Origin of the sequence: Enterococcus sp. DIV1444a, from assembly GCF_051712125.1 — a bacterium.
Taxonomy (GTDB): domain Bacteria; phylum Bacillota; class Bacilli; order Lactobacillales; family Enterococcaceae; genus Enterococcus; species Enterococcus faecalis.
The window spans coordinates 2,102,295-2,125,016 of sequence record NZ_JBIOOG010000001.1; the positions used below are offsets into that span (position 1 = coordinate 2,102,295).

General features: G+C 39.7%; 20 protein-coding genes. All 20 read right to left on the bottom strand.

Annotated elements, in window-relative coordinates; all coding sequences use genetic code 11:
* Positions 1–59: 59 nt before the first annotated feature.
* Entirely contained in the window at positions 60–3,593 is a 3,534-nt protein-coding gene (nifJ, locus tag IGI87_RS10070; RefSeq protein WP_438736900.1) for a pyruvate:ferredoxin (flavodoxin) oxidoreductase, read from the bottom strand.
* Positions 3,594–3,613: 20 nt separating this feature from the next.
* Positions 3,614–5,032 (bottom strand): NADPH-dependent glutamate synthase, encoded by a 1,419-nt coding sequence (gene gltA / locus IGI87_RS10075; protein WP_438736902.1) that lies wholly within the window; start codon positions 5,030–5,032, stop codon positions 3,614–3,616.
* On the bottom strand, positions 5,025–5,882 hold the full coding sequence (locus IGI87_RS10080) for a sulfide/dihydroorotate dehydrogenase-like FAD/NAD-binding protein (protein ID WP_438737427.1): 858 nt from the start codon (positions 5,880–5,882) through the stop codon (positions 5,025–5,027). Before IGI87_RS10080 ends, gltA begins: the two co-directional genes overlap by 8 nt.
* A gap of 37 nt (positions 5,883–5,919) precedes the next feature.
* A complete protein-coding gene (locus tag IGI87_RS10085; RefSeq protein ID WP_162782518.1) occupies positions 5,920–6,384 on the bottom strand; it encodes a flavodoxin in 465 nt (154 codons plus the stop codon).
* A gap of 236 nt (positions 6,385–6,620) precedes the next feature.
* Entirely contained in the window at positions 6,621–7,451 is an 831-nt protein-coding gene (gene yqeB, locus IGI87_RS10090) for a selenium-dependent molybdenum cofactor biosynthesis protein YqeB (protein ID WP_438736905.1), read from the bottom strand.
* Positions 7,415–8,170, bottom strand: a complete 756-nt coding sequence (gene yqeC / locus IGI87_RS10095; RefSeq protein WP_438736907.1) for a selenium cofactor biosynthesis protein YqeC — start codon at positions 8,168–8,170, stop codon at positions 7,415–7,417. Before yqeC ends, yqeB begins: the two co-directional genes overlap by 37 nt.
* Positions 8,158–8,415: a DUF3343 domain-containing protein gene (locus tag IGI87_RS10100; RefSeq protein ID WP_002367121.1), complete on the bottom strand. Its 258-nt coding sequence runs from the start codon at positions 8,413–8,415 to the stop codon at positions 8,158–8,160. Before IGI87_RS10100 ends, yqeC begins: the two co-directional genes overlap by 13 nt.
* Positions 8,416–8,434: 19 nt before the next feature.
* Positions 8,435–9,022, bottom strand: coding sequence for a sulfurtransferase-like selenium metabolism protein YedF (gene yedF, locus IGI87_RS10105; RefSeq protein WP_438736909.1), 588 nt, complete (start codon positions 9,020–9,022; stop codon positions 8,435–8,437).
* Between the two features lie 15 nt (positions 9,023–9,037).
* Positions 9,038–10,060: a selenide, water dikinase SelD gene (gene selD / locus IGI87_RS10110; protein WP_438736911.1), complete on the bottom strand. Its 1,023-nt coding sequence runs from the start codon at positions 10,058–10,060 to the stop codon at positions 9,038–9,040.
* A 15-nt stretch (positions 10,061–10,075) separates the two neighbouring features.
* Positions 10,076–11,224 (bottom strand): selenocysteine lyase SclA, encoded by a 1,149-nt coding sequence (gene sclA, locus IGI87_RS10115; protein ID WP_438736913.1) that lies wholly within the window; start codon positions 11,222–11,224, stop codon positions 10,076–10,078.
* A 13-nt stretch (positions 11,225–11,237) separates the two neighbouring features.
* Positions 11,238–11,819 (bottom strand): molybdenum cofactor cytidylyltransferase, encoded by a 582-nt coding sequence (gene mocA / locus IGI87_RS10120; protein WP_438736915.1) that lies wholly within the window; start codon positions 11,817–11,819, stop codon positions 11,238–11,240.
* Between the two features lie 13 nt (positions 11,820–11,832).
* Positions 11,833–14,406, bottom strand: coding sequence for a selenium-dependent xanthine dehydrogenase (gene xdh / locus IGI87_RS10125; protein WP_438736917.1), 2,574 nt, complete (start codon positions 14,404–14,406; stop codon positions 11,833–11,835).
* A gap of 120 nt (positions 14,407–14,526) precedes the next feature.
* Entirely contained in the window at positions 14,527–15,534 is a 1,008-nt protein-coding gene (locus IGI87_RS10130) for an XdhC family protein (RefSeq protein WP_438736919.1), read from the bottom strand.
* A complete protein-coding gene (locus tag IGI87_RS10135; protein WP_002356595.1) occupies positions 15,531–15,890 on the bottom strand; it encodes a winged helix-turn-helix domain-containing protein in 360 nt (119 codons plus the stop codon). Before IGI87_RS10135 ends, IGI87_RS10130 begins: the two co-directional genes overlap by 4 nt.
* Positions 15,891–15,983: 93 nt before the next feature.
* Positions 15,984–17,303, bottom strand: a complete 1,320-nt coding sequence (locus tag IGI87_RS10140; RefSeq protein ID WP_438736921.1) for a nucleobase:cation symporter-2 family protein — start codon at positions 17,301–17,303, stop codon at positions 15,984–15,986.
* A gap of 93 nt (positions 17,304–17,396) precedes the next feature.
* A complete protein-coding gene (locus IGI87_RS10145; RefSeq protein WP_002356593.1) occupies positions 17,397–17,777 on the bottom strand; it encodes a RidA family protein in 381 nt (126 codons plus the stop codon).
* 14 nt (positions 17,778–17,791) lie between these two features.
* A complete protein-coding gene (gene arcC, locus IGI87_RS10150) occupies positions 17,792–18,736 on the bottom strand; it encodes a carbamate kinase (RefSeq protein WP_317095030.1) in 945 nt (314 codons plus the stop codon).
* Between the two features lie 240 nt (positions 18,737–18,976).
* The gene (ygeW, locus tag IGI87_RS10155; protein WP_002359643.1) at positions 18,977–20,170 is read right to left on the bottom strand and encodes a knotted carbamoyltransferase YgeW; all 1,194 of its coding nucleotides are present in this window, start codon (positions 20,168–20,170) and stop codon (positions 18,977–18,979) included.
* Positions 20,171–20,208: 38 nt separating this feature from the next.
* A complete protein-coding gene (locus IGI87_RS10160) occupies positions 20,209–21,534 on the bottom strand; it encodes a YgeY family selenium metabolism-linked hydrolase (protein WP_113794477.1) in 1,326 nt (441 codons plus the stop codon).
* Entirely contained in the window at positions 21,525–22,718 is a 1,194-nt protein-coding gene (gene dpaL / locus IGI87_RS10165; protein ID WP_438736924.1) for a diaminopropionate ammonia-lyase, read from the bottom strand. Before dpaL ends, IGI87_RS10160 begins: the two co-directional genes overlap by 10 nt.
* Between the last annotated feature and the right edge of the window lie 4 nt (positions 22,719–22,722).

Sequence of the window (22,722 nt, forward strand, 5' to 3'; positions counted from 1 at the left end):
TTTATCAATTTTTAAGCCTGGGACAAAAATCCAAAGTGATTTTTGTCCCAGGCTCTTTTTTATTTTTTCATATGTGTGACTAGTTTGTTATAACTTTCAGAGCGTTCAATTGCATCTTCTTTAGTTTTATCAAGTAAATGTTCGACTACTTCTTGATTCTTTTTAATTGTATGCAACGCAGAGTAACGTGTTTGTTTTTCAAGGAAATCACGCATTTTATCAAAATCTGTTTTCTTGTAGTCAAGGACCATCGGATCTTTGCCTTTCTTAACTAACTCAGGATTATAGCGATAAAGTGGCCAATAGCCAGATTCAACGGCTTCTTTGGCTTGATCTAACGTCCGAACCATTCCGCCTTTGACCCCATGATTAATACATGGGGTATAACCAATGATAATTGATGGGCCTGGGTACCGCTCCGCTTCGTCAATTGCTTTAATCGTTTGCATTGAGTTTGCGCCTAAAGCCACTTGTGCAACATAGACATTGCCATAAGTGATTGCCATCATCCCTAAATCTTTTTTAGAGGTATGTTTCCCACCCGCTGAGAATTTGGCAATAGCTGAAGCTGGTGTAGCTTTAGATGTTTGCCCGCCTGTATTGGCATATACTTCGTTATCCATAACAAAAATATTAACATCTTCCCCACTAGCCAGAACGTGATCAATGCCACTAAACCCGATATCATAGGCCCAACCATCGCCGCCGACGATCCATTGACTTGTTTTTACTAGTAAATCTTTTTGTTCGTAAATTTTTGTTAAAAGTGGATCTTCATCGGCTTCTTCACTTAATGCCGCCGCTAATTTGGTTGCTCGCTGTTGTGTTCCTTCCCCTTCAGTCATGTGTTCCAACCAATCTTTTAACAAGGCTTGAAGTGAATCTGATCCGACATTTTTAGCAAGACTTTCTTCAACCAGACTAGCTAAATGTTGACGTTTCGTTCGATTGGCAATATACATACCATAACCATATTCCGCATTATCTTCAAACAGCGAATTACTCCAAGCTGGTCCTTGGCCACATTCGTTCGTTGTATAAGGTGTCACCGGTGACGAACCACCCCAAATTGATGAACAGCCTGTTGCGTTAGCAATCATCATCCGATCACCGAATAATTGCGTCAACAACTTAATATAAGGTGTTTCACCACAACCTTCACAAGCACCTGAAAATTCCATCAATGGCTGATTAAATTGAGAACCTTTAACAGAAAGTTTTTTGATCGGGTTGGCTTTTTGTTTAAGAGTCATCGCAAAGGCCCAATTCATCGCTTGTTCTTTCTGAGTTTCATAAGGTTTCATTAAAATCGCCTTGTCTTTCACAGGGCAAGCCTGAACACAAAGACCACAACCTGTACAATCTTCTAAAGAAACTTGGATACGATACATCAATCCATCTGTGCCACGCATTTCGCGCATAGCAAAACCTGCAGGTGCTTCTTGCAGTTCTTCTTCATCCGCTAAAAATGGTCGGATAGCCGCATGCGGACAAACAAAGGCACATTCATTACACATTGTACACTTATCCATTTGCCACTCAGGCACTTCTAACGCAATGCCGCGTTTTTCATAAGCCGCAGTGCCCATAGGAATGGCACCGCCCTTCATTCCGTTTTCAATCAAATCTGAAACGGTCAACTGATCCCCTTCTTGACGATTGATTGGTTCTAAAATATTTGTCACAAAAGCTGGGGCTTCCGACTCTTGATTTTCTGGATCTAAAGCAATGGTGGCCCAATCTTCTGGAACTACGATTTCTTGCAGCGATTCAAAGGTAGCGTCAATCGCTTGGTAATTTTTTTCCACAATTTCCATTGATTTTTTTCCATAAGTCTTTTTCACTTCTTCTTTAAGTAACGGTAAATATTGTTCTTTCGTTAAAATATCTGTTACTTCAAAAAAGGCAGTAGACATCACTGTATTGATCCGACGACCTAAGCCTACTTTGCGAGCTAACTCAACCGCATTGATAATATAAAATTTGATTTGGTGCTCCCCAATATATTTTTTTAACTTAGCCGGTAATAAACGGTGAACCTTTTCTTGATCCCAAATAGTATTCAGTAAAAACGTTCCGCCATCTTTTAAACCTTTTAACAGGTCGTATTTATGCAAATAGGACGCATTATGACAAGCGATGAAATCTGCTTGTTCAATTAAATACGTGGAAGTAATTGGCTCTTTACCAAAACGCAGATGCGAAACGGTTAAACCGCCTGATTTTTTAGAATCATAACTAAAGTAAGCTTGTGCATAAAGGTCGGTATGATCTCCGATAATTTTAATCGCTTGCTTGTTTGCTCCCACTGTTCCGTCAGAACCAAAGCCCCAAAATTTTGCTTGGAAGGTAGTATCTGGCGTTAAATCTAAGGCAGGTTCTTCTGGCAATGATTGATAGGTTACATCGTCAACGATCCCCACCGTAAAGCGTTGTTTTAATTCTTTAAATGGCAATAACAAATGATCATAGATCGCTTTAATTTGATTAGGCGCTACGTCTTTAGAGCCTAACCCATAACGTCCACCAATCACAATTGGTCGATTTTCATGTTGATAAAGAGCGCTTTGAACATCTAGCAATAACGGTTCCCCTTCGGCTCCTGATTCTTTTGTTCGATCTAAAACCGCAACCTTTTCTACTGTAGCTGGTAATTTTTCAAGAAGGTTTTCGGTAGGAAATGGACGATATAAATGAATATTGATAAAACCAACTTTGCGTCCTTGTTGATTGAGATAGTCGACTGTTTGTTTGATTACTGGCGAAGCCGACCCCATTGAAATAATGACTTCTGTTGCATCTTCAACCCCGTAATAATCGGTTAAATCATACGTTGTTCCACGAAGATTGTTAATTTTTTTCATGTATTTTTGAACAATTTTTGGCATTTCTTCGTAATTTTTATTGACTGTTTCTCTTTGTTGAAAATGAATGTCAGGATTTTGAGCGGTCCCTGAAACAGTGGGATGATTAGGATTCATGCCTCCCATTCTAAAACGAGTTACAGCTTCCTGATTCACCATTTCTTTCAGGTCATCATAATCAATCACTTCGATTTTTTGTAGTTCATGGCTCGTTCTAAAACCATCAAAAAAGTTTACAAAAGGTAAACTACCTTCTAAGCTAGCTAAATGAGCAACTGCCGACAAATCCATCACTTCTTGAACACTCGATTCTGCTAACATACAAAAACCTGTTTGGCGGGTAGCCATCACATCGCCATGGTCACCAAAAATACTCAACGCACTTGTCGTTACTGCCCGAGCCGCCACATGGAACACAGAAGGCAGCAATTCTCCTGCGATTTTATACATATTGGGAATCATCAACAGTAAACCTTGTGAAGCAGTATAAGTAGTGGTTAACGCACCTGTTTTTAACGAACCATGAACTACTCCTGCTGCCCCAGCTTCTGATTGCATTTCAATAACTTGAACTTTTTGACCACAAATATTTTTTAATCCACTTTCCGCCCATTCATCTACCAACTCAGCCATTGTTGAACTTGGTGTGATAGGATAAATAGCGGCAACTTCTGTAAACGCATATGAAATATAAGCCGCTGCGGTGTTTCCATCCATTGTTTTTTTCATTTCTTCACCTTTTATCTTTCCTAAACATTGCTTGTGACTGCTGTTTTTTGTGTTTTGACATACTGATCAATTGCATTAGCTGCGATTTTCCCAGCGCCCATCGCTAAAATAACGGTGGCAGCACCTGTGACTATATCGCCCCCAGCAAAAACACCAGGTATTGAGGTTGCTCCTGTTTTAGGATTAGCCTGAATGTACCCCCATTGGTTTAGTTCTATTTCTGGGTATGTTGATAACAAGACTCTATTTGCCCCTTGGCCAATTGCCTCGATTACTGCATCAGCAGGAATGGTAAACGTGCTGTCTGGAACCGGTTCTGGCCGTCGTCTTCCAGACGCATCTGGTTCCCCTAAAACCATTTTGACACATTCAACACCAGCTAGATTTCCTTGTTGGTCATCTAAATAAGCAATCGGATTTGTCAACCAATAATAGTTAATTCCTTCTTCAAGGGAATGGTGGTATTCTTCAATTCTTGCTGGTAATTCTTCTAACGAACGACGATACACAATATTCACATTTTCAGCGCCTAATCGTTTGGCTGAACGAGCGGCATCCATTGCAACATTCCCGCCGCCAATCACAACGACATTTTTAGCACGTTTAATCGGTGTATCATATTCTGGAAACTTATAGCTATGCATTAAATTGATTCGTGTTAAAAATTCACTAGAAGAATAAACCCCATTTAAACTAGTTCCTGGGATTCCCATAAAGTTTGGTGCCCCTGCACCAACCGATAGATAACAGGCATCAAACTCTGACATTATTTCTTCCATCGTAATCGTTTTACCTACTACCACATTGGTTTCTATTGTTACACCTAAGGCTTCAATACTCGCAATTTCCTGTTTAACAATTTTTTTCGGTAATCGAAATTCAGGTATGCCATAGGTTAATACGCCGCCAGCTTCATGAAGCGCTTCAAAAATAATTACTTCGTAACCGAGCTTTGCCAAATCCCCCGCAACTGTTAACCCAGAAGGACCAGAACCGACCACTGCGACTTTCCCTTTTGTTGGTTCCGCTGTTTTCTTAGGAAACATGTGATTTTCTAATGCCCAATCGGCAACTAAACGTTCTAATTTGCCAATTGCCACTGGTTCAAAGTTTTTGGCTTTCCCTAATTTACAAACTTGTTCACATTGTTTCTCTTGCGGACAAACGCGTCCACAAATAGCAGGTAAATTCGTATATTTACTTAAAATATCGGCTGCTTGTTCCATGTTTCCTTCACGAATAGCTAAAATAAATCCAGGAATATCAATCATCACGGGGCATTTAGCAATACAAGGTGCATTTTTACATTGTAAACAGCGAACCGCTTCTTCTTGTCCTTCTGCTAATGTATAGCCTAAACAAACCTCTTCAAAATTATTCTTTCTAATAGTAGGCGCTTGTTCCGCAATCGGTGTTTTTATACGACTTTTTCTAGCCATTTTTCTCCACCTGCTCTTTCAAACGATCTGTAAAGCAAACTGCTTCTTCTTCCTGATATTGCTTCATTCGATTAATGAATTCATCCCAATTTACTTCATTGCCTTTGAACTCAGGTCCATCGACACAGGCAAATTTCATGGTACCATCAACAGTGACCCGACAACCGCCACACATGCCTGTTCCGTCAATCATAATAGGATTCAAGGAAACATAAATTGGTAATTGATGTTTTTCAGCTGTCAAGGTACAAAATTTCATCATGATGCTGGGCCCAATCGCCCAACCGCACACTACAGCTTCACGTGCAATAACTTCTTCCATCGCTTCTGTTACTAAGCCCTTTTTACCTAATGAGCCATCATCGGTTGTAATGATTAGCTCATCCGAATAACGGCGGCATTCTTCTTGTAACAGAACCAACTCAGCTGTTCGTGCCCCCAAAATCGTAATCACTCGGTTGCCTGCTTCTTTTAAAGCCTTAATAATTGGATAAATAGCCGCGATGCCAACCCCGCCACCGACAACCATCACCGTTCCATATTGCTTCACTTCTGTGGGCATACCTAAAGGTCCACTGATATCCAACAATGAATCGGAAGTTTTAAGTTGGGAAAGTGCAGCTGTTGTCTTACCGATTACTTGGAAAATAATTCGAATACTGCCTGCTTGTGGATTTGTTTCCGCAATCGTTAAGGGGATCCGCTCTCCCTTTTCGTCAATTCTTAAAATAACAAACTGTCCAGCCTGAGCATGTGTTGCTATTCTTGGCGCCTCCAGCCAAAAATCAAATGTATTATTAGATAATTGAGTCGACTGAAGAATATTAAACATTGAAATACCTACCTTCATCATTCCTTTTCATTCTGACTCCTACTTTCTTAAACCTTTAGGCAACGCTATCAGATAAAGTTGTGGCGACACTTTTAACAAATGTTTTTAGCATTTCGATGTCTTCTTCTTCTGCATTGTTTTCAATTTCAACTGTTTCAGCTACTTTTTTAGCACCAGCTTTTTCAAAAGCTCCTACAAAATCATGCGCTGATTTACAGAAAAATTCACCATATTCACGATCACCGGAACCAACAACGCCAAATGGCTTACCTGCTAAATCCTTTTCAGTTAATTCATCAAAGAAATCTTCAAATTCAAAAGGCAGTTCCCCATCACCATAAGTATACGTTGCGATAATACAAGCATCTGCATCATCAAAGAAGTCTACATCAACTTCTGAACACTCTTCACGTTCTACTTCTACTCCAACTTCTTGAAACTGTTCTTCCAAAATCTCGGAAATTTCTTCTGTGTTTCCAGTCATACTTGCATAAACAATTTTTACTAGTGCCATCTTCATTCATTTCCTTTCTTTTTTCCTAAATATTTCAATGCATTCAAATGCAATTGTAACCCCTTACATTAATTCCTAAAAAAATAACTTTTACAAATGATTTTATTCACAAACTAATCTAACTAAGTACGTACTCTTCTCCTTTCGAGATAGAGTATTTTTTACTACGTCTTTACTATACCACACTCCAAACCTTTTTAACAATATTTTTAAGGTAAAAAAAATATTATTTAGGTCCTTTTTTATAAAACGTTTTTCCTTCTTCCAATCATAAAAATTGCTTCTAAAACTGCTCCCCCTAATGCACGAGCTTTGTCAGAAGTAGTCAAGCAATCGACTTTCTCAACTGGTCGAGGATCGACATCTGCACACTTCAACCCTTGATAACATGGTACCTTTTCTGAAATCAATCCTCTCAAAGTCCCTGTCAGAGGTGAATAAACTGGAACCTGATCGATAAAAAATAATGCTTCCCCTTTCAACACGAAATCCCCTATGTTTTTAAGGTGGGTAACTTGTCCTGAAGCAGGGGCATGGACAACTCGTTCCGCACTTTTTCCGCCAATTTCACCTGGAATACCTGTATTAGGTAAAGCTGTTCCTTCAAAGTATAAACGTCCCAGCCTATGGCCACGCATTGTCTCAATCACAACATCGACATCTTGCGGTGCTGAAAATCCTGGTCCTAAAGCAATCGTAATCGGTGCCATTCCTCGATGCGTACCTAAATTTTTCTTAGCCAAAATCGCGTCGATAACAATCAGTGGTTTCAATTGTTGAATAGCACTTGCTGTTTGATCGACAAAAACAGGCAGCTTGTTTTGCTGCCAACATTTCGCGCAATCCTTTAATGAAGTAATTCGAACAGCAACCAAATCTTCCACTCTTTGTTCTTTCTGAAAAATAGCATCACAAACTGAAACAGTCCGCCGAATGGCCAGGGGACATTCTGTTTCTAGTACTAGTATTTTAAAACCAACGTGCCATAATTTTTGGATAACGCCTGTCGCTAGATCGCCTCCTCCGCGAACAATCACTAATTTTTCTTGGATGTTTTGACTGATTTCTCCCATAAAATAAGTCCTTTCTCTACTTCCATATTGCAAGCAATAATCTTGTCTAATTTTTCAAAACAGCTTTTGGGTAATTGAAGACAGACATTCATCGCTTGAACGAACTCTCTTCGCGTATGGGTTTGATTTAAACACAAAATTCGTTTGCCTTGGCTCTCTTTAAACAATCCTTTTGGATGAGCAATGAGTTGAGCTAACAATGTTTCTGTGATTGGTTCTTGTTGTTGCGCATCGGTTAATTCCAAAAAAAGCGGCAACCGATGAATGGTCGTTTCATCTATCTTTTGACCAATCACAGAAATCGGAAGCACACCAATTGTGGTGGTTGTTTCCTTTAATATCACGGGTTCATAAGAGGACCAGCCTTTCAAAGGTCGTTGTTTGGACCCATCCGCTTCTAAAAAAACTTTCGTGAAGTGCTGAAACAATGTTTGAAATGAGGTCATTGCAGGCATTGTTAGTTTTGTTTGGTTGTTGATAGCGGTTCCTGCTAGAGTGATTCCGCAGATATTCGGCGTTATTTTTTCAAAATGGTTTGTATAAAAATAATCATACAATTGACGTTGGGGAAACCCAATTTTTGTGGTTGTACTAACCAGAACAGCTTCCTTTCGATATGTTTTTGCTAGCGCCCACATTAAGCTTGTTTTCCCACCACTACCAACAATTGACACAATCTCCTTTCCTTGTAAATCAAAACACTTTTTTAAGGACTCCACAGTTGGTACCTCCTTTCCCCAAGGTCATTTTTCACAGAAAAAATAGAGGCTACTCGTACCTTTGCTTCTTCTAAAAAACATACACTGTGAGTTATTTCCGCTTCATTAATGAGTAAACCGATCCCACAGCCATCCGTCAATGATGGTGGCAAAGTAAAGACGCGAACAGCCACCTTTCTTGTCAACAGTACTTGTTCTGCCTGAACAGCATAATGTGTATTCGGAAAGGTTAGCAAATACTCCATCTTTTCACCTTCTTTTTTGTTAAAGCGTAATTACTTTAGCCGCTTGATTCATTGTTTCAACAATTTCGTACATATTAGTAATAGAGCCGATGGCTAAGGTGTCTGTTAAATGATAAAAATCTAAACAGGCCCCACACGTTTGAATCGTGGTTCCCTTCTCCGCTAATTGTTGCAAATCAGCTAAGGTATTCGCTGCTTGATTCGTTAAAAACGCCCCTCGATTAAAGAATAATAACTGTGTAGGAACAGTTTCTGCTTCTGATAAGGATTGAAGATAACTTTTCATTAGTAGTCGTCCTAGCTGTTCGTCCCCAGTACCTAATTGATCGGAGCCAATCGTAATTACTAAATCTGTTACTGGCTGACTTGTTTGTTGAGTCGCTTCTTCAGCTACCGTAATTTTGACAGAGAAAACCGTGGCTTCTATCTGCTTCGCAGTCAAAGTGGCCTGTTTTTTAGCAGCTAATTTTTTTAAATTTTCAACGGCTACTTCATTATCGACTAAAACCTCGATAGTGCCTCCAGCTAAACCTAGCTCCGCCAAGGCTTTTTTTGTTTCAATCACAGGTATTGGGCAAGGTTTCCCCAACGCATCTACTAATTTCATATTTGGCCCTTCTCTCTATAAAAGTAATACTGCTTGTTGTTCTTTTGGTAGAACCTCGCCAATAATTTTGGCAACAGGGTCCTCTTTTTGAATAGCTGCTAAACAGGCTGCTGCTTCGTCAGCAGCGACACTAATTAACAGTCCGCCAGATGTTTGTGGATCAAACAAAAGTTCTTGCATTTCCATAGAAATTTTTGAATAATCAATTGTTGTTCCGATTGTTTGTCGGTTTCTTTGCCCAGCTGCAGTGACTAAACATTCTGCGGCGTAGGTCAACGCTCCTGTAATGGTTGGTAATGCTTCTGTATCAATCAGTAATGTTACCTGATTATCAGCCATTTCTTTTGCATGAATTAATAGACCAAACCCAGTCACATCAGTACAAGCATGTACTGCGTAGGATTGAGCATTCTCAGCGGCATATTTATTTAAACGTTCCATCGAATCTTGCGCGATTTTTTGTTCCGTCTGCTTCGCTAATTGCCCCCGAACAGCCGCTTGAATAATTCCTACACCTAAAGCTTTAGTTAAAATCAAGACATCCCCTACCTGTGGCGTATTATTATGCCACAAATTTTCTGGATGAACTTCTCCGGTTACCGCTAAGCCATACTTGGGTTCATGGTCATAAATCGAATGGCCTCCCGCCAGTAAAGCACCAGCTTCCTTTAATTTTAGGCTGCCACCCAAGAGCATTTGTTCCAACCATTCTTTTGACATCTTTTGTGGAAAACACACAAGATTTAGCGCATAAAGGACTGTTCCGCCCATGGCATAGACATCACTTAAAGCATTAGCGACCGCAATTTTTCCAAATGATAACGGATCATTGACCATCGGTGAAAAAAAATCTACCGTTGAAATCAAAGCTTTTTCAGGCGTTATTTGGTAAACAGCGGCATCGTCGGCATGTTCAAACCCGACGAGTAGCCGTTCATTTGTCGGTGTTTCGGGTAAGTGTTGCAACAATTGGTTCAGTACACGGGATTCAATTTTTGCCCCGCAGCCACCTGATGTACATTGTGATAAAAAATCCATGCTGTCCGCTCCTTCTCAAATTAGTAGTTCTTGTAAAGCGTGAATTGTCCAAGTAATTTCTTCAGGCGTTGTCTGCCAACCAAAGCTAAAACGTAAGGTGCCAGTTGCTAAAGTTCCGGCTGTTTGATGCGCTAATGGTGCACAATGCAAACCTGCGCGCGTCATAATACCATATTGTTCTGCTAGTTGCTGTGCCACCCCTGTTTCTTCCTGATTCCACAGTGTGATAGAAACAACAGGGACAGTTTGTGCCACGTCCTGGGTTCCTAAAATTGTGACAGGTAACCCTGATAAACCATTAAAAAAATTCTGCATTAAGGTTCGTTCGTGCTTTTGAATCGCTGCTAAACCAATTTTATTCAACTCTTTAACAGAACTATTTAAGCTTAAAATACCTAAACTGTTTAACGTACCAGCTTCAAATTTATCTGGTAAAAAAGAGGGTTGATCAAAGGAATTAGAATGGCTACCAGTGCCGCCCGTCATCAGTGGTTTGACCGCTTCAGCCCCTCGCTCACTATAAGCTAACCCACCAATACCTGCTAATCCATATAAGCTTTTATGTCCAGTAAAGGCTAACACATCAATGGCCATCTGGGTCATTTTTATTGGTAGAAAGCCCGCCGTTTGAGCTGCATCCAAAACGGTTAATAATCCTTTCTGTTGAGCCCATTGAAAACATTCTTCAATGGGTAAAATGGTGCCTAAGACATTGGATGCGTGTGTCATCACCAAGGCTTTTGTATTCGTTCGCCAGGCTCGCTGAATATCTTCTACATCTAACAGGCCAGTTTTTTGACAAGCAACATACGTCACTGAAATGCCTCGTTCTTTCTCAAGCAAGTGAAGAGGTCTGGCTACTGCATGATGTTCTAACATAGTCGTAATCACATGGTCGCCAGGTTGTAAAAGACCTGCTAATGCAAGATTTAAGGCAGTTGTTGCGTTATTCGTAAACGTAATCTGAGCCGCGCTGGGTGCCTGAAAAAAGTCTGCTAACAATTGACGTGTCTCTAAAAGAGGAAGCCCCTCTCTCAGCAAAGGGGCATTTCTTCCGTAATTCATGAACTGATTTTCTGCTAAATAGGCAGTCAAAGCCTCAATGGTTGCTGGAAATTTTTTATAGGAAGTCGCTGCATAATTTAAATAAACCAAGTCCTTCATACGTTTTTCCTCTCTAACTATTGGTTTCTTGAATTAGTTTTCTGTACTCTTCTGGCGTGTCGATATCTTTTAAACGGTCAGGAGTCGCTATTCTCAACATCTGAACTGCTTCTGGAAAATTTTCATAAATCATGCGTCCTCCTGCTTCACCAGTCAATGTTAATAGTTCTTGTCGAAATTGATTACCGAATAATACTGGACTACTAGGACAGCCATCTTTTTGTAACGGCACTACAATTTTATTTCTCTGACATTTATCTAACACGGGTTGTAGCATTTTAGGTGTTAACAATGGTTGATCACTAGGTAAGTATAAATAACCCGCTCCCCGAGCTTGTTCGGTTCCTAAACGAATACTGCTACTTTGTCCTTCTTGCCATTGATGATTGGGAATCAACTGAATGTTCTTAGGTAAAGGAAACGCTGGCTGATTCTCAGGCGAAACAACTAAAATCCGTTCTAATACGTCTAATTGATTCACTAAGGTTAACGTGTGCTCTAAAAATGTTTTTCCTTGATATTTTAAGAACAATTTATTTTGGCCCATCCGTTGTGAGTTGCCCGATGCTAGAATAATGACACTAACGAGTGACATGAGTTGTCTCCTTTTATCTTTTTTTCTTTTGATAAGGGGTATTTTCTAAAGGCAGACTTGGTCGGAGCTGACCATCCAAGGCGAAATATGCGCCTGCTAAAGCTGGTGCGGTAGGGATCGTTGCTAACTCACCTACGCCTTTAATTCCATAGGCTAAACCTTCGTGAAGATTGTCAGCATGAACCAAAATTGTTTCGATTGGTGGTACTTGAGTGGCGTTCACTAATCCTAGCGTTGCATATTTTGCTTTAACATAGCCTTCTTCTAAGGCAAATTTTTCAGTTAAAGCATACCCCATGCCCATCGCAATCCCACCTTCAATTTGACCTTCAGCAGCTCGTGGATTCACCACTTGCCCCATATCATACGCAGCCACAAATTTAGCTACTTTTCCCTTGTCATCTAGAATAGCTACTTCAGCAGCATAACCATAACCAGCATGACTAACTGGACTTTTTTTATCATTAATTAATGGATCCGTTTTCGCTGAATATTCCCCATAAAATTCTTCGCCTTCCAAATCGCTTAAAGCACGTCCCATATCAAGTTCATACCGTAATTGCATTGCCGCTCTTCTAGTAGCTTCTCCTGTAAAGAGTGACTGCCTCGAAGCCGTTGTCGTTCCTGAATTCGGCGTTCTTCTCGTATCAGGTGCTTCCGCAACAATCATTTCTGGTGGTAAATTTAATGTTTCACAGGCAATTTGCGTCGTAACGGTTGCCATCCCTTGGCCGATACAAGCAGCACTTGTGCGGACATGTATTTTACCTTCTTCAACAGAAATAATACAACGCCCTGTATCAGGTAGCCCCACACCCACGCCACTATTTTTAAAGAAACTAGAAATCCCGGCAACTTCTGCTTGTTCATAGACGTCTTTAACCGCTAACAAGGCTTCTTTTAAAGCTGCATTTTTCGAGACCAATTGTCCATTCGGTAAAGTATCTCCTGGGGCGACAGCGTTTTTAAAGCGTATTTCCCATGGTGATAGTCCGACTTTTTCTGCTAACAAGTTTAAATTACTTTCAATTGCAAAAGCCGTTTGGCAAACACCAAATCCACGAAATGCACCTGCTGGCGGATTATTAGTATATACAGCAAACCCTTCCACATCAATCGTTTGATACTTGTAGGGACCTGCCGCATGTGTACAAGCTCGTTGCAATACCGGTCCTCCTAAAGAAGCATAGGCCCCAGTATCCGCATAAATCACTGCTTTCATTGCAGTTAAATTGCCTTCTTCATCACAGCCGGTCGTAAAGTCCATTTCCATGCCATGGCGTTTGGGATGAACCATCAAACTTTCTTCACGGCTTAGCAGTACTTTTACTGGTTTCTTCAATAACCAAGCGGCTAAGGATGCATGATGCTGAACACTCATGTCTTCTTTCCCACCAAAACCACCACCAACAAGTTTTGATTGAACATGAATTTTTTCCTTGTCTAGTCCTAGCATCCGAGCAACTTCTCGTTGTTCATCATAGATACTTTGACCTGCACTAAAGAGTAAAACGCCCTCACCTTCAGGCTGTGCAATCGCACATTCGGGTTCCATAAAGGCGTGTTCGTTAATTGGTACGGAATAATGTTCTGTCACTACAAATGCAGAATTTGCTAACACTTCCTCTACGTTGCCACGTACCAAGTGTTCATGAGACAAGATATTGCCCTTTTCATGAATAGCTGGTGCACCTTCTGCTAAGGCTGCTTCACAAGAAGTAAGCGGTGTCATTTCTTCATAATCAACTTCCACTAAATTTTTTATCTCTGGTAAGGTTTCTTTTCTTTTTGAAACAACGAGTGCCACTGCATCCCCAACATACCGTGTTATTTCTCCTTCTGGAATCATTACATCCCAATCGGAAATAAATTCTAAATGACCAATTTTATTATTTCCTGGAACATCTTTGGCTGTGAACACAGCCACACAGTCAGGATGCGCCAATGCTTGGGTACTATCGATTGATAGAACTTTTGCACGAGGATAGGTACTCCGCAAAGCAGACGCATGAAGCATTCCTTCTATGTCAATGTCATCTACGTAAATCCCTGTACCTAATGTTTTCTCGACTGCATCGACCCGTTGGAAGTCTTCCCCTAATTTACCATTTGAATGTTCTTCCGGAATGCTCGTTTCTTCACAAATCATTTTAGCAGCTAGCTGAATGGCTTCTATTATTTTCACATATCCTGTACAACGACAAATGTTCCCGCGTAAAGCTTTCTGAATGTCTTCTTTTGTGGGCTCGGGTTTCTTGTTCAATAATCCTTGTGCTGAAATAACCATCCCAGGGATGCAATACCCGCACTGAACTGCACCCGTTTTTGCAAACGCATAAGCATAGACATCTTTTTGCCGTTGGCTTAAACCTTCGATTGTCGTGACTTCTTTGCCAGCTAATTTTTCCAGAGTAAATAAACACGCTTTGGAAGCCTTTCCATTTACTAGTACCGTACACGCGCCGCAAGAGCCTTGATTACAGCCATCTTTTGTTCCAGTTAGGCCCAGATTCTCCCGCAAAAAGTCCATTAATTTTTTGTTTGTTTCACAGGTTTCACTTTGGCCATTTACAATAATTGAATACATTTCTTGCACCTCGATTTCTGATATAGTTTAGTGTTCAATCACCTAGATTATACCACAAATCTTTGTTCTAAAAATTATTTTTTAGCAAAAAAACTTTTTTATTTAATTTAAAGGTCCTCATTATTGATAGCGCTGTTGAATTAATTCTCCCGCGATGCTAATCGCTAACTCTTCTGGTGTCTCAGCTGCAATATCTAAGCCAATTGGCATGAAAATTCTTTCAATTTCAGTCATTGTATAACCGACTTCTTTTAACCGTCGAACTTGTGAAGCAATTTTGTGTTTGCTCCCCATCACACCAATATATTTGGCTGGTGTTTCCAATAACTGTTTGGCAACGATGAAATCAAAATTGTGTCCTCTGGTAATTACTATACCATAATCATCTGCCGTTATTTCAATAAACGTAGCTAAATTTTCTAAAGGAATAACCCGTAGTTCCTCAGCTTGTGGAAAAGCTTGTGCCGTCAAGAATTCTGGACGATCGTCCACTACAACGCAATAAAACGATAAATAGTTCAAAATAGGTACCAACGCGCGTGCGACATGACCACTTCCAAAAATGTACACTTTCCCTACTTGGAGGATCGCTTCTGTAAAAAAAGTGATTTCCTCTTTTTGCTCACAATGGATACCTTTAGGTAGTAAACTTAATTCCCCCTCCCAAGAAGTGGAACCAATCAATTCGCCTGTTTCACTATAAAAGGATACTTTTCCTGAATTGTTTTGTTCTAGTTCAGTCATTAACCAGCCTTGTTGATTATTTTGAAAATGCGTTTCTATAGACTCACACAACTCTTTTAAGAATGGCGTTTCCCATGAAAGATAATGGAAAAAAATTGTGACATTTCCGCCACAGACCATGCCTAAATCAGCAATATTATTCGGGGCTAAAATAAATTGACGTTGTGCATTTTCTTTCTCAATAAGTAGCTTTTTTGCCACTTGTTCAGCCTGAAATTCAACCGCCCCACCACCAACAGTTCCGGCTACTCTACCTTCGGCGGAAACCAGCATTCTAGCCCCTTGACTTCGTGGTGTAGAGCCTGAACTTGTACCAATCGTTAATAACATCGTGTCTTGCTTTTCCAATATTGCCTGTTTCAAACGCTGAAATACTTCTCTCATTTCAGTTCCTCCGATACTACATCCTGTTCTTTAAAGATTTCTTCAAAGCATGCCTCTACCTGCTGATACACTTTTTTCTCAAATAAAAGATATTGATCAATCAACTCTTTTCCTTGGTCCGTAACAATTGACCCGCCACCATTACAACCACCAACACTTTTGATAATTAATGGAAAAGATAGCTCTTCTTCAGCTACCCGCACAATCCGCCATGCCTTATTATAAGACATTTTCATCTCTTTTGCCGCTAAGTTTAGTGAACCAGTTTGCTGAATTTTTTGTAAAACTTCGACAACGCCAGGACCAAAAAAGTTTCGATCTGTTTTTAATTTTAAGTTTAAGGAATACGTAAACATCTTCTCCTCCTTTATTCGTTCATTTTTTTATAGATAACGTAAGGGAAAAAGGATACGAAAGCTTACTCACTTTCGTATCAAAAAAAGCAATCTTCATTCAAGTGCTATGCGCTTTTTTGATTTTAAAATGACATTTAAAAGGACAGCTACCAAAGTGGTTAAGATAACTTCCGAATTACCGAAAATCGTTGTTACCCAAGTTGGAAAACCAGCTAAGCTTCCCGTAGACAATGTGACACCCATTCCAAATGCCAGAGCTGTTCCGACAACCCCAGCATTTCGAGGAGTCATTTCCTGCGAAGCAATCATCCGAATACCTGTCATAGAAATAGAAGCAAAAACTGAAATCGTTGCGCCACCAATTACCGCGTAAGGAATCGTAGTTAATAACGCTGCTACTTTCGGGACAAAACCAGCAATTAATAATATAACTGAAGCGAAAACCAGAACATATTTATTAATCACTTTTGTTACCGTAACCAGACCAACATTTTGTCCAAAAGTTGCCACTGGGATTGATCCAAATAAACTGCCAATAAAGTTAGTGAAACCACTCCCCATAATTCCGCCAGATAATTCTTCATCCGTTGCATCCCGATCCATTGCTCCAACCGTTGTTGCTGTAAATTGACCGATGGCTTGAACAGCATCAACAATAAACATCACCACAAGCGTAAAGATAGGCACCAGTTGAAAATCCAGTCCAAAATGAAACGGGGTAATTACCTGAATGATTTTAGCATTTTGAACGGGCTCAAAACTAACCATTCCTAAAGCTAAAGAAATCAAATAGCCAATAACCATTCCGTTTAAAATTGCTGATAACTTCAAAAATCCTTTTGCAAAATAATTGAAGTAAAAGACAATCGCAAAGGTTAATAATGCAACTAGCCAATTCCGGGCTGAACCAAAATCAGCACTACCAGCTCCTCCTGCCATATACTTAATTGCAACTGGAAACAGGGAAAGTCCAATACTTAAAATAACTGTTCCTGTTACTAAAGGCGGAAACAACACACGGATTTTTTTAATGAACAAACCAACAATAATAACAAGAATACTGCCAACTAATTGGGAACCAAAAATTGCTGCAATCCCAAAATCAGCTCCGATGGCCATCAAAATCGGTACATACGCAAAACTTGCACCCATCATAACTGGTAACCGTGAACCCACTTTTCCAAAAATAGGGAAAAGTTGAATTAACGTGGCAACTGCTGAAAAAATCAATGATGTTTGTATCAAAATAGTCGTATCACTAGGACTTAATTGGCAAACTTTGGCAATCATGATTCCCGGTGTGACAATCCCTACTACTGCTGCGACAACGTGTTGCAATCCCATCGGAATTGCTTCAGAAATTGATAGTTTCGCATCATATTCAAATAATGCTTGCTCTTTTTTTTCATTCATAGGATCGTTTCCTTCTTCTTTTTATTCTAAAAGGATTGTTCCCCTTAATCAGTAAAGAATGCAATCCTTTTTCCCTCAGAAACATCTTAAAAATTATCCTTTGACAGCAACTGCTTCAATTTCAAATAACCCATCTTTAGGCAACTTGGCTACTTCTACACAAGAACGTGCAGGCAAAACTTCTGAAAAGTAATTCCCATAGATTTCGTTAATTTTGCTAAAATCAGACATATGTTGTAAAAATACCGTTGTTTTCACAACATTATCATAGGTCATCTCGACCTCTTTTAAAATCGAACCTAAATTGATAAAAGCTTGTTTTGCTTGTTCTTCCACTGTAGCCTTCATTTCACCCGATTGCGGATCTAATCCTAGTTGCCCAGAAATGTACAACGTATTTCCCGCTAAGACAGAATGTGAATAAGGTCCTACAGCAGCTGGTGCCTGTGCAGAATTAATCATTTTGTTTGTCATCGTTTTCCTCCACTCTATGATTTTTTATTTTCAATTAAAGTCCCTGTTTTTCCAGATAATCCTTCTTTGGCTTTTTCTAATAACGTAATCAATGTTTTTCGACCTGGCTTAGATTCAGCAAACTTAATCGCTGCTTCAACTTTTGGTAACATTGAACCTGGAGCAAACTGACCTTCTTGCGCATATTGTTTCATTTTTTCTGTTGAAATATTCCCTAAGGATTCTTGATTTTCTTTACCAAAATTAATACAAACTTTTTCAACTGCTGTTAAAATCACGAGCAGATCAGCATCTACTTGTTCAGCTAGTCGTTCACTACAAAAATCTTTGTCGATGACTGCATTTACACCTTTTAGTCGATTCCCTTCTTGAATGACTGGGATGCCACCACCGCCGCCAGCAATGACTGTTTGGCCAGCATCAACCAATGTTTGAATCGTGAGAAGTTCGACAATATTTTTTGGTTTAGGAGAAGCGACGACTTGGCGATAACCACGGCCAGCATCTTCCATCACTTGTATATTTTTTTCTTTGACTAATTGTTCTGCTTCTTCTTTTGTCATGAAGCGACCAATTGGTTTCGTTGGTTTTTTGAACGCCGGATCATTTTCATCCACGACCACTTGAGTGACTATGGTGGTGACGGCTTTACTTATATTTCGCTGACGCAACTCTTCTTGTAGCGCATTCTCTAAATCATAGCCAATATAACTTTGACTCATGGCTACGCACATGGATAACGGAACAACTGGATATTGTGGATTATTAAAGGAAAATTCTTCCATAGCTAATTGAATCATCCCTACTTGAGGACCATTGCCATGAGATAAAATAACTTCATATCCTGCTTCAATCAAATCTGCAATCGCTTTGGAGGTCTGTTTTACGGCAGTCATCTGCTCCGTCAAATTATTTCCTAAAGCATTGCCACCTAAAGCTACTACGACGCGTTTGCCCATTGCTTCACCTCATTTTCTGTTTTATAAAAAGGACGATGCTTTTTCTTTTTCACAACGAGTTTTCGTATTAACTGTCTGTTGTCGTTGCATGAAGTCAACGCACATGACTAAGCGTTCTTGACTCGAGACAATCACACATTCATGAATAGACTTGGGAAGGTCTTATTTGTTCATGTTGAAGAGGCAACTTCTAATGATTCATTGTGTAAAGAAAAAGCATCTGTCTTCATGCCAAATTCATTATTTTACTTCTCTTGGTGTCGCTTTATCCGCTAAGTCTGTTAAAGTTTTTTGCGGATTTTTTACTTTACTTAAGAAAATCATAGCCGCAATAACATACGGTTTGTAGCTAGCTTCTTTGTAAAGTTCGACCCGATAACGATCGAAAACAGAAGCTTCCACTTCGCCTTCTTCACAACTTACGCCAGTAATATCAGCTGGTAGACAATGCATATACAAAGCTTTGCCGTCTTTTGTTGTTTTCATCAATTCTTCTGTACATTCCCAATCTTTGTGCTTTTTATTTTGAGAAAGTAATTCTTGTTCTAATTGATCAATTCCTGCTTGGTCACCATTGCCATATAATTCAGTTCTCTTTTCCATTGCCGCAAAAGGTGCCCAGCTTTTCGGATAAACAACATCCGCATCTTTGAATGCTTCTGCCATACTATTTGTTTTAGTAAAGTTTCCACCAAATTCTGCCGCATTTTTCTTCGCAACTTCTTCTACTTCTGGCATAATTTCATAACCTTCTGGATGTGCTAAGACGACATCCATTCCTAAACGGGTCATTAGACCAACAATTCCTTGAGGAACAGATAATGGTTTTCCATAAGATGGTGAATACGCCCAAGTCATGGCAACTTTTTTCCCTTTCAGGTTTTCAATGCCGCCAAATTCATGAATTAAATGCAATGCATCCGCCATTGCTTGCGTCGGATGGTCAATATCACATTGTAAATTCACTAACGTTGGGCGTTGTTCTAATACCCCATCTTTATATCCTTCTTGGACAGATTCTGATACTTCGTGCATGTAAGCATTGCCTTTACCAATGTACATGTCATCACGAATACCAATGATATCAGCCATAAAAGAAATCATGTTTGCTGTCTCACGAACAGTTTCTCCGTGAGAAATTTGGCTTTTTCCTTCGTCTAAATCTTGAACTTCTAAGCCCAAAAGATTACACGCTGAAGCGAAACTAAAACGTGTTCTTGTAGAGTTGTCACGGAATAAAGAAATCCCCAAGCCACTATCAAAGATTTTAGTTGAAATATTATTTTCTCTTAAATAGCGTAATGTATCGGCAACTGTGAAAACAGCTTCTAATTCATCTCTTGTTTTTTCCCAAGTTAGGAAAAAGTCATTTTCGTACATTTTTTCAAATTCTAATTTATCTAATTTCTCAATATATTCTTTAAACGTTTCCATTCCATCTGCTCCTTTTTGCTTGTCTAATAATCCTTTACTTAACCACAATAGACCGTTGGTAATGCCGCATAAACGGCTGCACAACGAACCAAATCATCTTTCCAAGTTTTTTCATTTGGTGCATGTGCTTGTGCTTCGGCGCCTGGTCCGAAACCAATACAAGGAATGCCATTACGTCCCATAATTGAAACGCCATTTGTTGAGAAGGTCCACTTATCTAACAATGGGCGTTCTTCACGCATTTCCACTGTTTCTACAGAGCCTTTCCGTGCTTCCCCATAGAGATTTTTATGCGTTTCCATCAAGGCTTTTGTTACATCATGATTTTCTGGAATTACCCATGTTGGGAAATAACATTCAATTTCATAAGTTAAATCAGTATAAGAAGGACGATCATAGTTATACATTGAAACCGTCACATCATCTCCATATTTTTTAACAGCTGGTAAATTGCGAATTTCTTCTAAACAGCTTTCCCAAGTTTCTCCAGCAGTCATTCGCCGGTCTAGTGAAACGGTACAGCCATCCGCAACAGCACACCGACTTGGTGAAGAATGGAAAATTTGCGAAACGGTCACCGTACCACGACCTAAGAAACGGGCTTCTTGCCACTCTGGATTGTACTTAGGATCTAACATACGAACTAAACCACGAATCGCTGTGCTTTCTGTATCTCCATTGTTGTTTAAAGCACGAACATCTTGTAAGATATCCGCCATTTTGTAAATGGCATTATCTCCACGTTCTGGTGCTGAACCATGACACGAAACACCTTTGACATCAACTTTAATTTCCATGCGGCCTCGTTGACCACGATAAATCCCACCATCTGTTGGCTCTGTTGAAACAACAAATTCTGGACGGATACCGTCTTCTTTGATAATGTACTGCCAGCATAAGCCGTCACAGTCTTCTTCTTGGACAGTGACTGTTACTAAAGCAGTGTATTTTTCTGATAATAGACCTAAATCTTTCATGATTTTAGCGCCATAAATAGCCGAAACAATCCCACCTTCTTGGTCAGATGTACCGCGACCACCGATCTCCGTTTCTGTTTCATAGCCATCGTAAGGATCAAATTCCCAGTTACTCATTTCACCAATTCCGACAGTATCCATGTGCCCGTCAAAAGCAATTAATTTTTCACCAGACCCCATATAGCCAAGTAAATTCCCTTGAGGATCAATGTCAATTTTATCGAAGCCTAATTTTTCCATTTCGGCTTTTGCTCGCGCAATTTTGTTACCTTCTTCTGCACTTTCTCCTGGAATTTTGACAAGGTCTCTTAAAAATTTGACCATATCTTCTCTGTAACCTTCTGCTGCTGCATTTACTGCATTAAAATCCATTCCTTTTACCTCCATAAAATTTTTTTATAATTGTCTGGATCAGTGTCCCCTTCGGTAGAAAACATTAAAACGTTTGACGTCTCATCCAGTTGCAATGCCTCACGTAATTCTTGATAGTCGGGATCTTGCATTACTGTAGCTACTAAGCCCATTGCTACTGCCCCAGATTCGCCTGATACAACTTGCGGATCCCCTTTTAATGGCGCGCCCAACATACGCATTCCTTTTTCGGAAACCCAATCTGGTGCTGAAACAAAGAAGGCTGTATGATTTTTTAAAATATCAAAAGAAATCGTATTAGGTTCCCCACATGCTAAACCAGCCATAATTGTCTGTAAATCACCATCGACAAAGCGAATTTCTCCGTCTTTTTTAATTGCTGATTGATATAAACAGTCAGCGGCCTGTGCCTCAACTACGACCATAATCGGTGGGTTTTCTGGAAAAGCATTAGCAAAATAACCAATCACCGCCCCAGCTAAACTGCCGACACCAGCTTGAACAAAAACATGACTAGGTCGTTCAGAGCCAAATTTTCTTAATTGTTGAGAGGCTTCTAACGCCATCGTTCCATATCCTTGCATAATCCAAGTTGGAATTTTTTCATATCCATCCCAAGCGGTGTCTTGAACCATGACACCGTTTTCAGTTTCTTCAGCCATTTTATTAGCCATTCGTACACATTCATCGTAATTAACTTCTTCAATTGTGACGATTGCGCCTTCTTTTTCAATATTTTCTTTTCTCGTCTGTGTTGAACCCTTCGGCATGAGTACAACTGATTTTTGACCTAATTTATTCGCAGCCCAAGCGACTCCTCGTCCATGGTTGCCATCAGTTGCTGTAAAAAACGTAGCTTGTCCAAAAGCTGAACGTAATTGATCAGAAGTTAATTCATCATATGTTAGTTCCGAAACATCTTTCTTTAATTTTTCGGCAATATAGTTAGCCATGGCAAACGAACCACCTAAGACTTTAAAAGCATTTAAACCAAAGCGATAAGATTCATCTTTAACAAAGAAATCATTTAACCCCAAATAAGCGGCCATATGATTCAATTCTGCTAATGGCGTTTCTGAATGCTGGGGAAAACTTTTGTGAAAAGCTAAAGCTTTCTCGATTTTTTCTTTAGACATCAGAGGTAAGTACTTATCCTCCGTCTTCGGCATTTCATTTGCTGTCCATTTAATTTTTTCCAAAAAT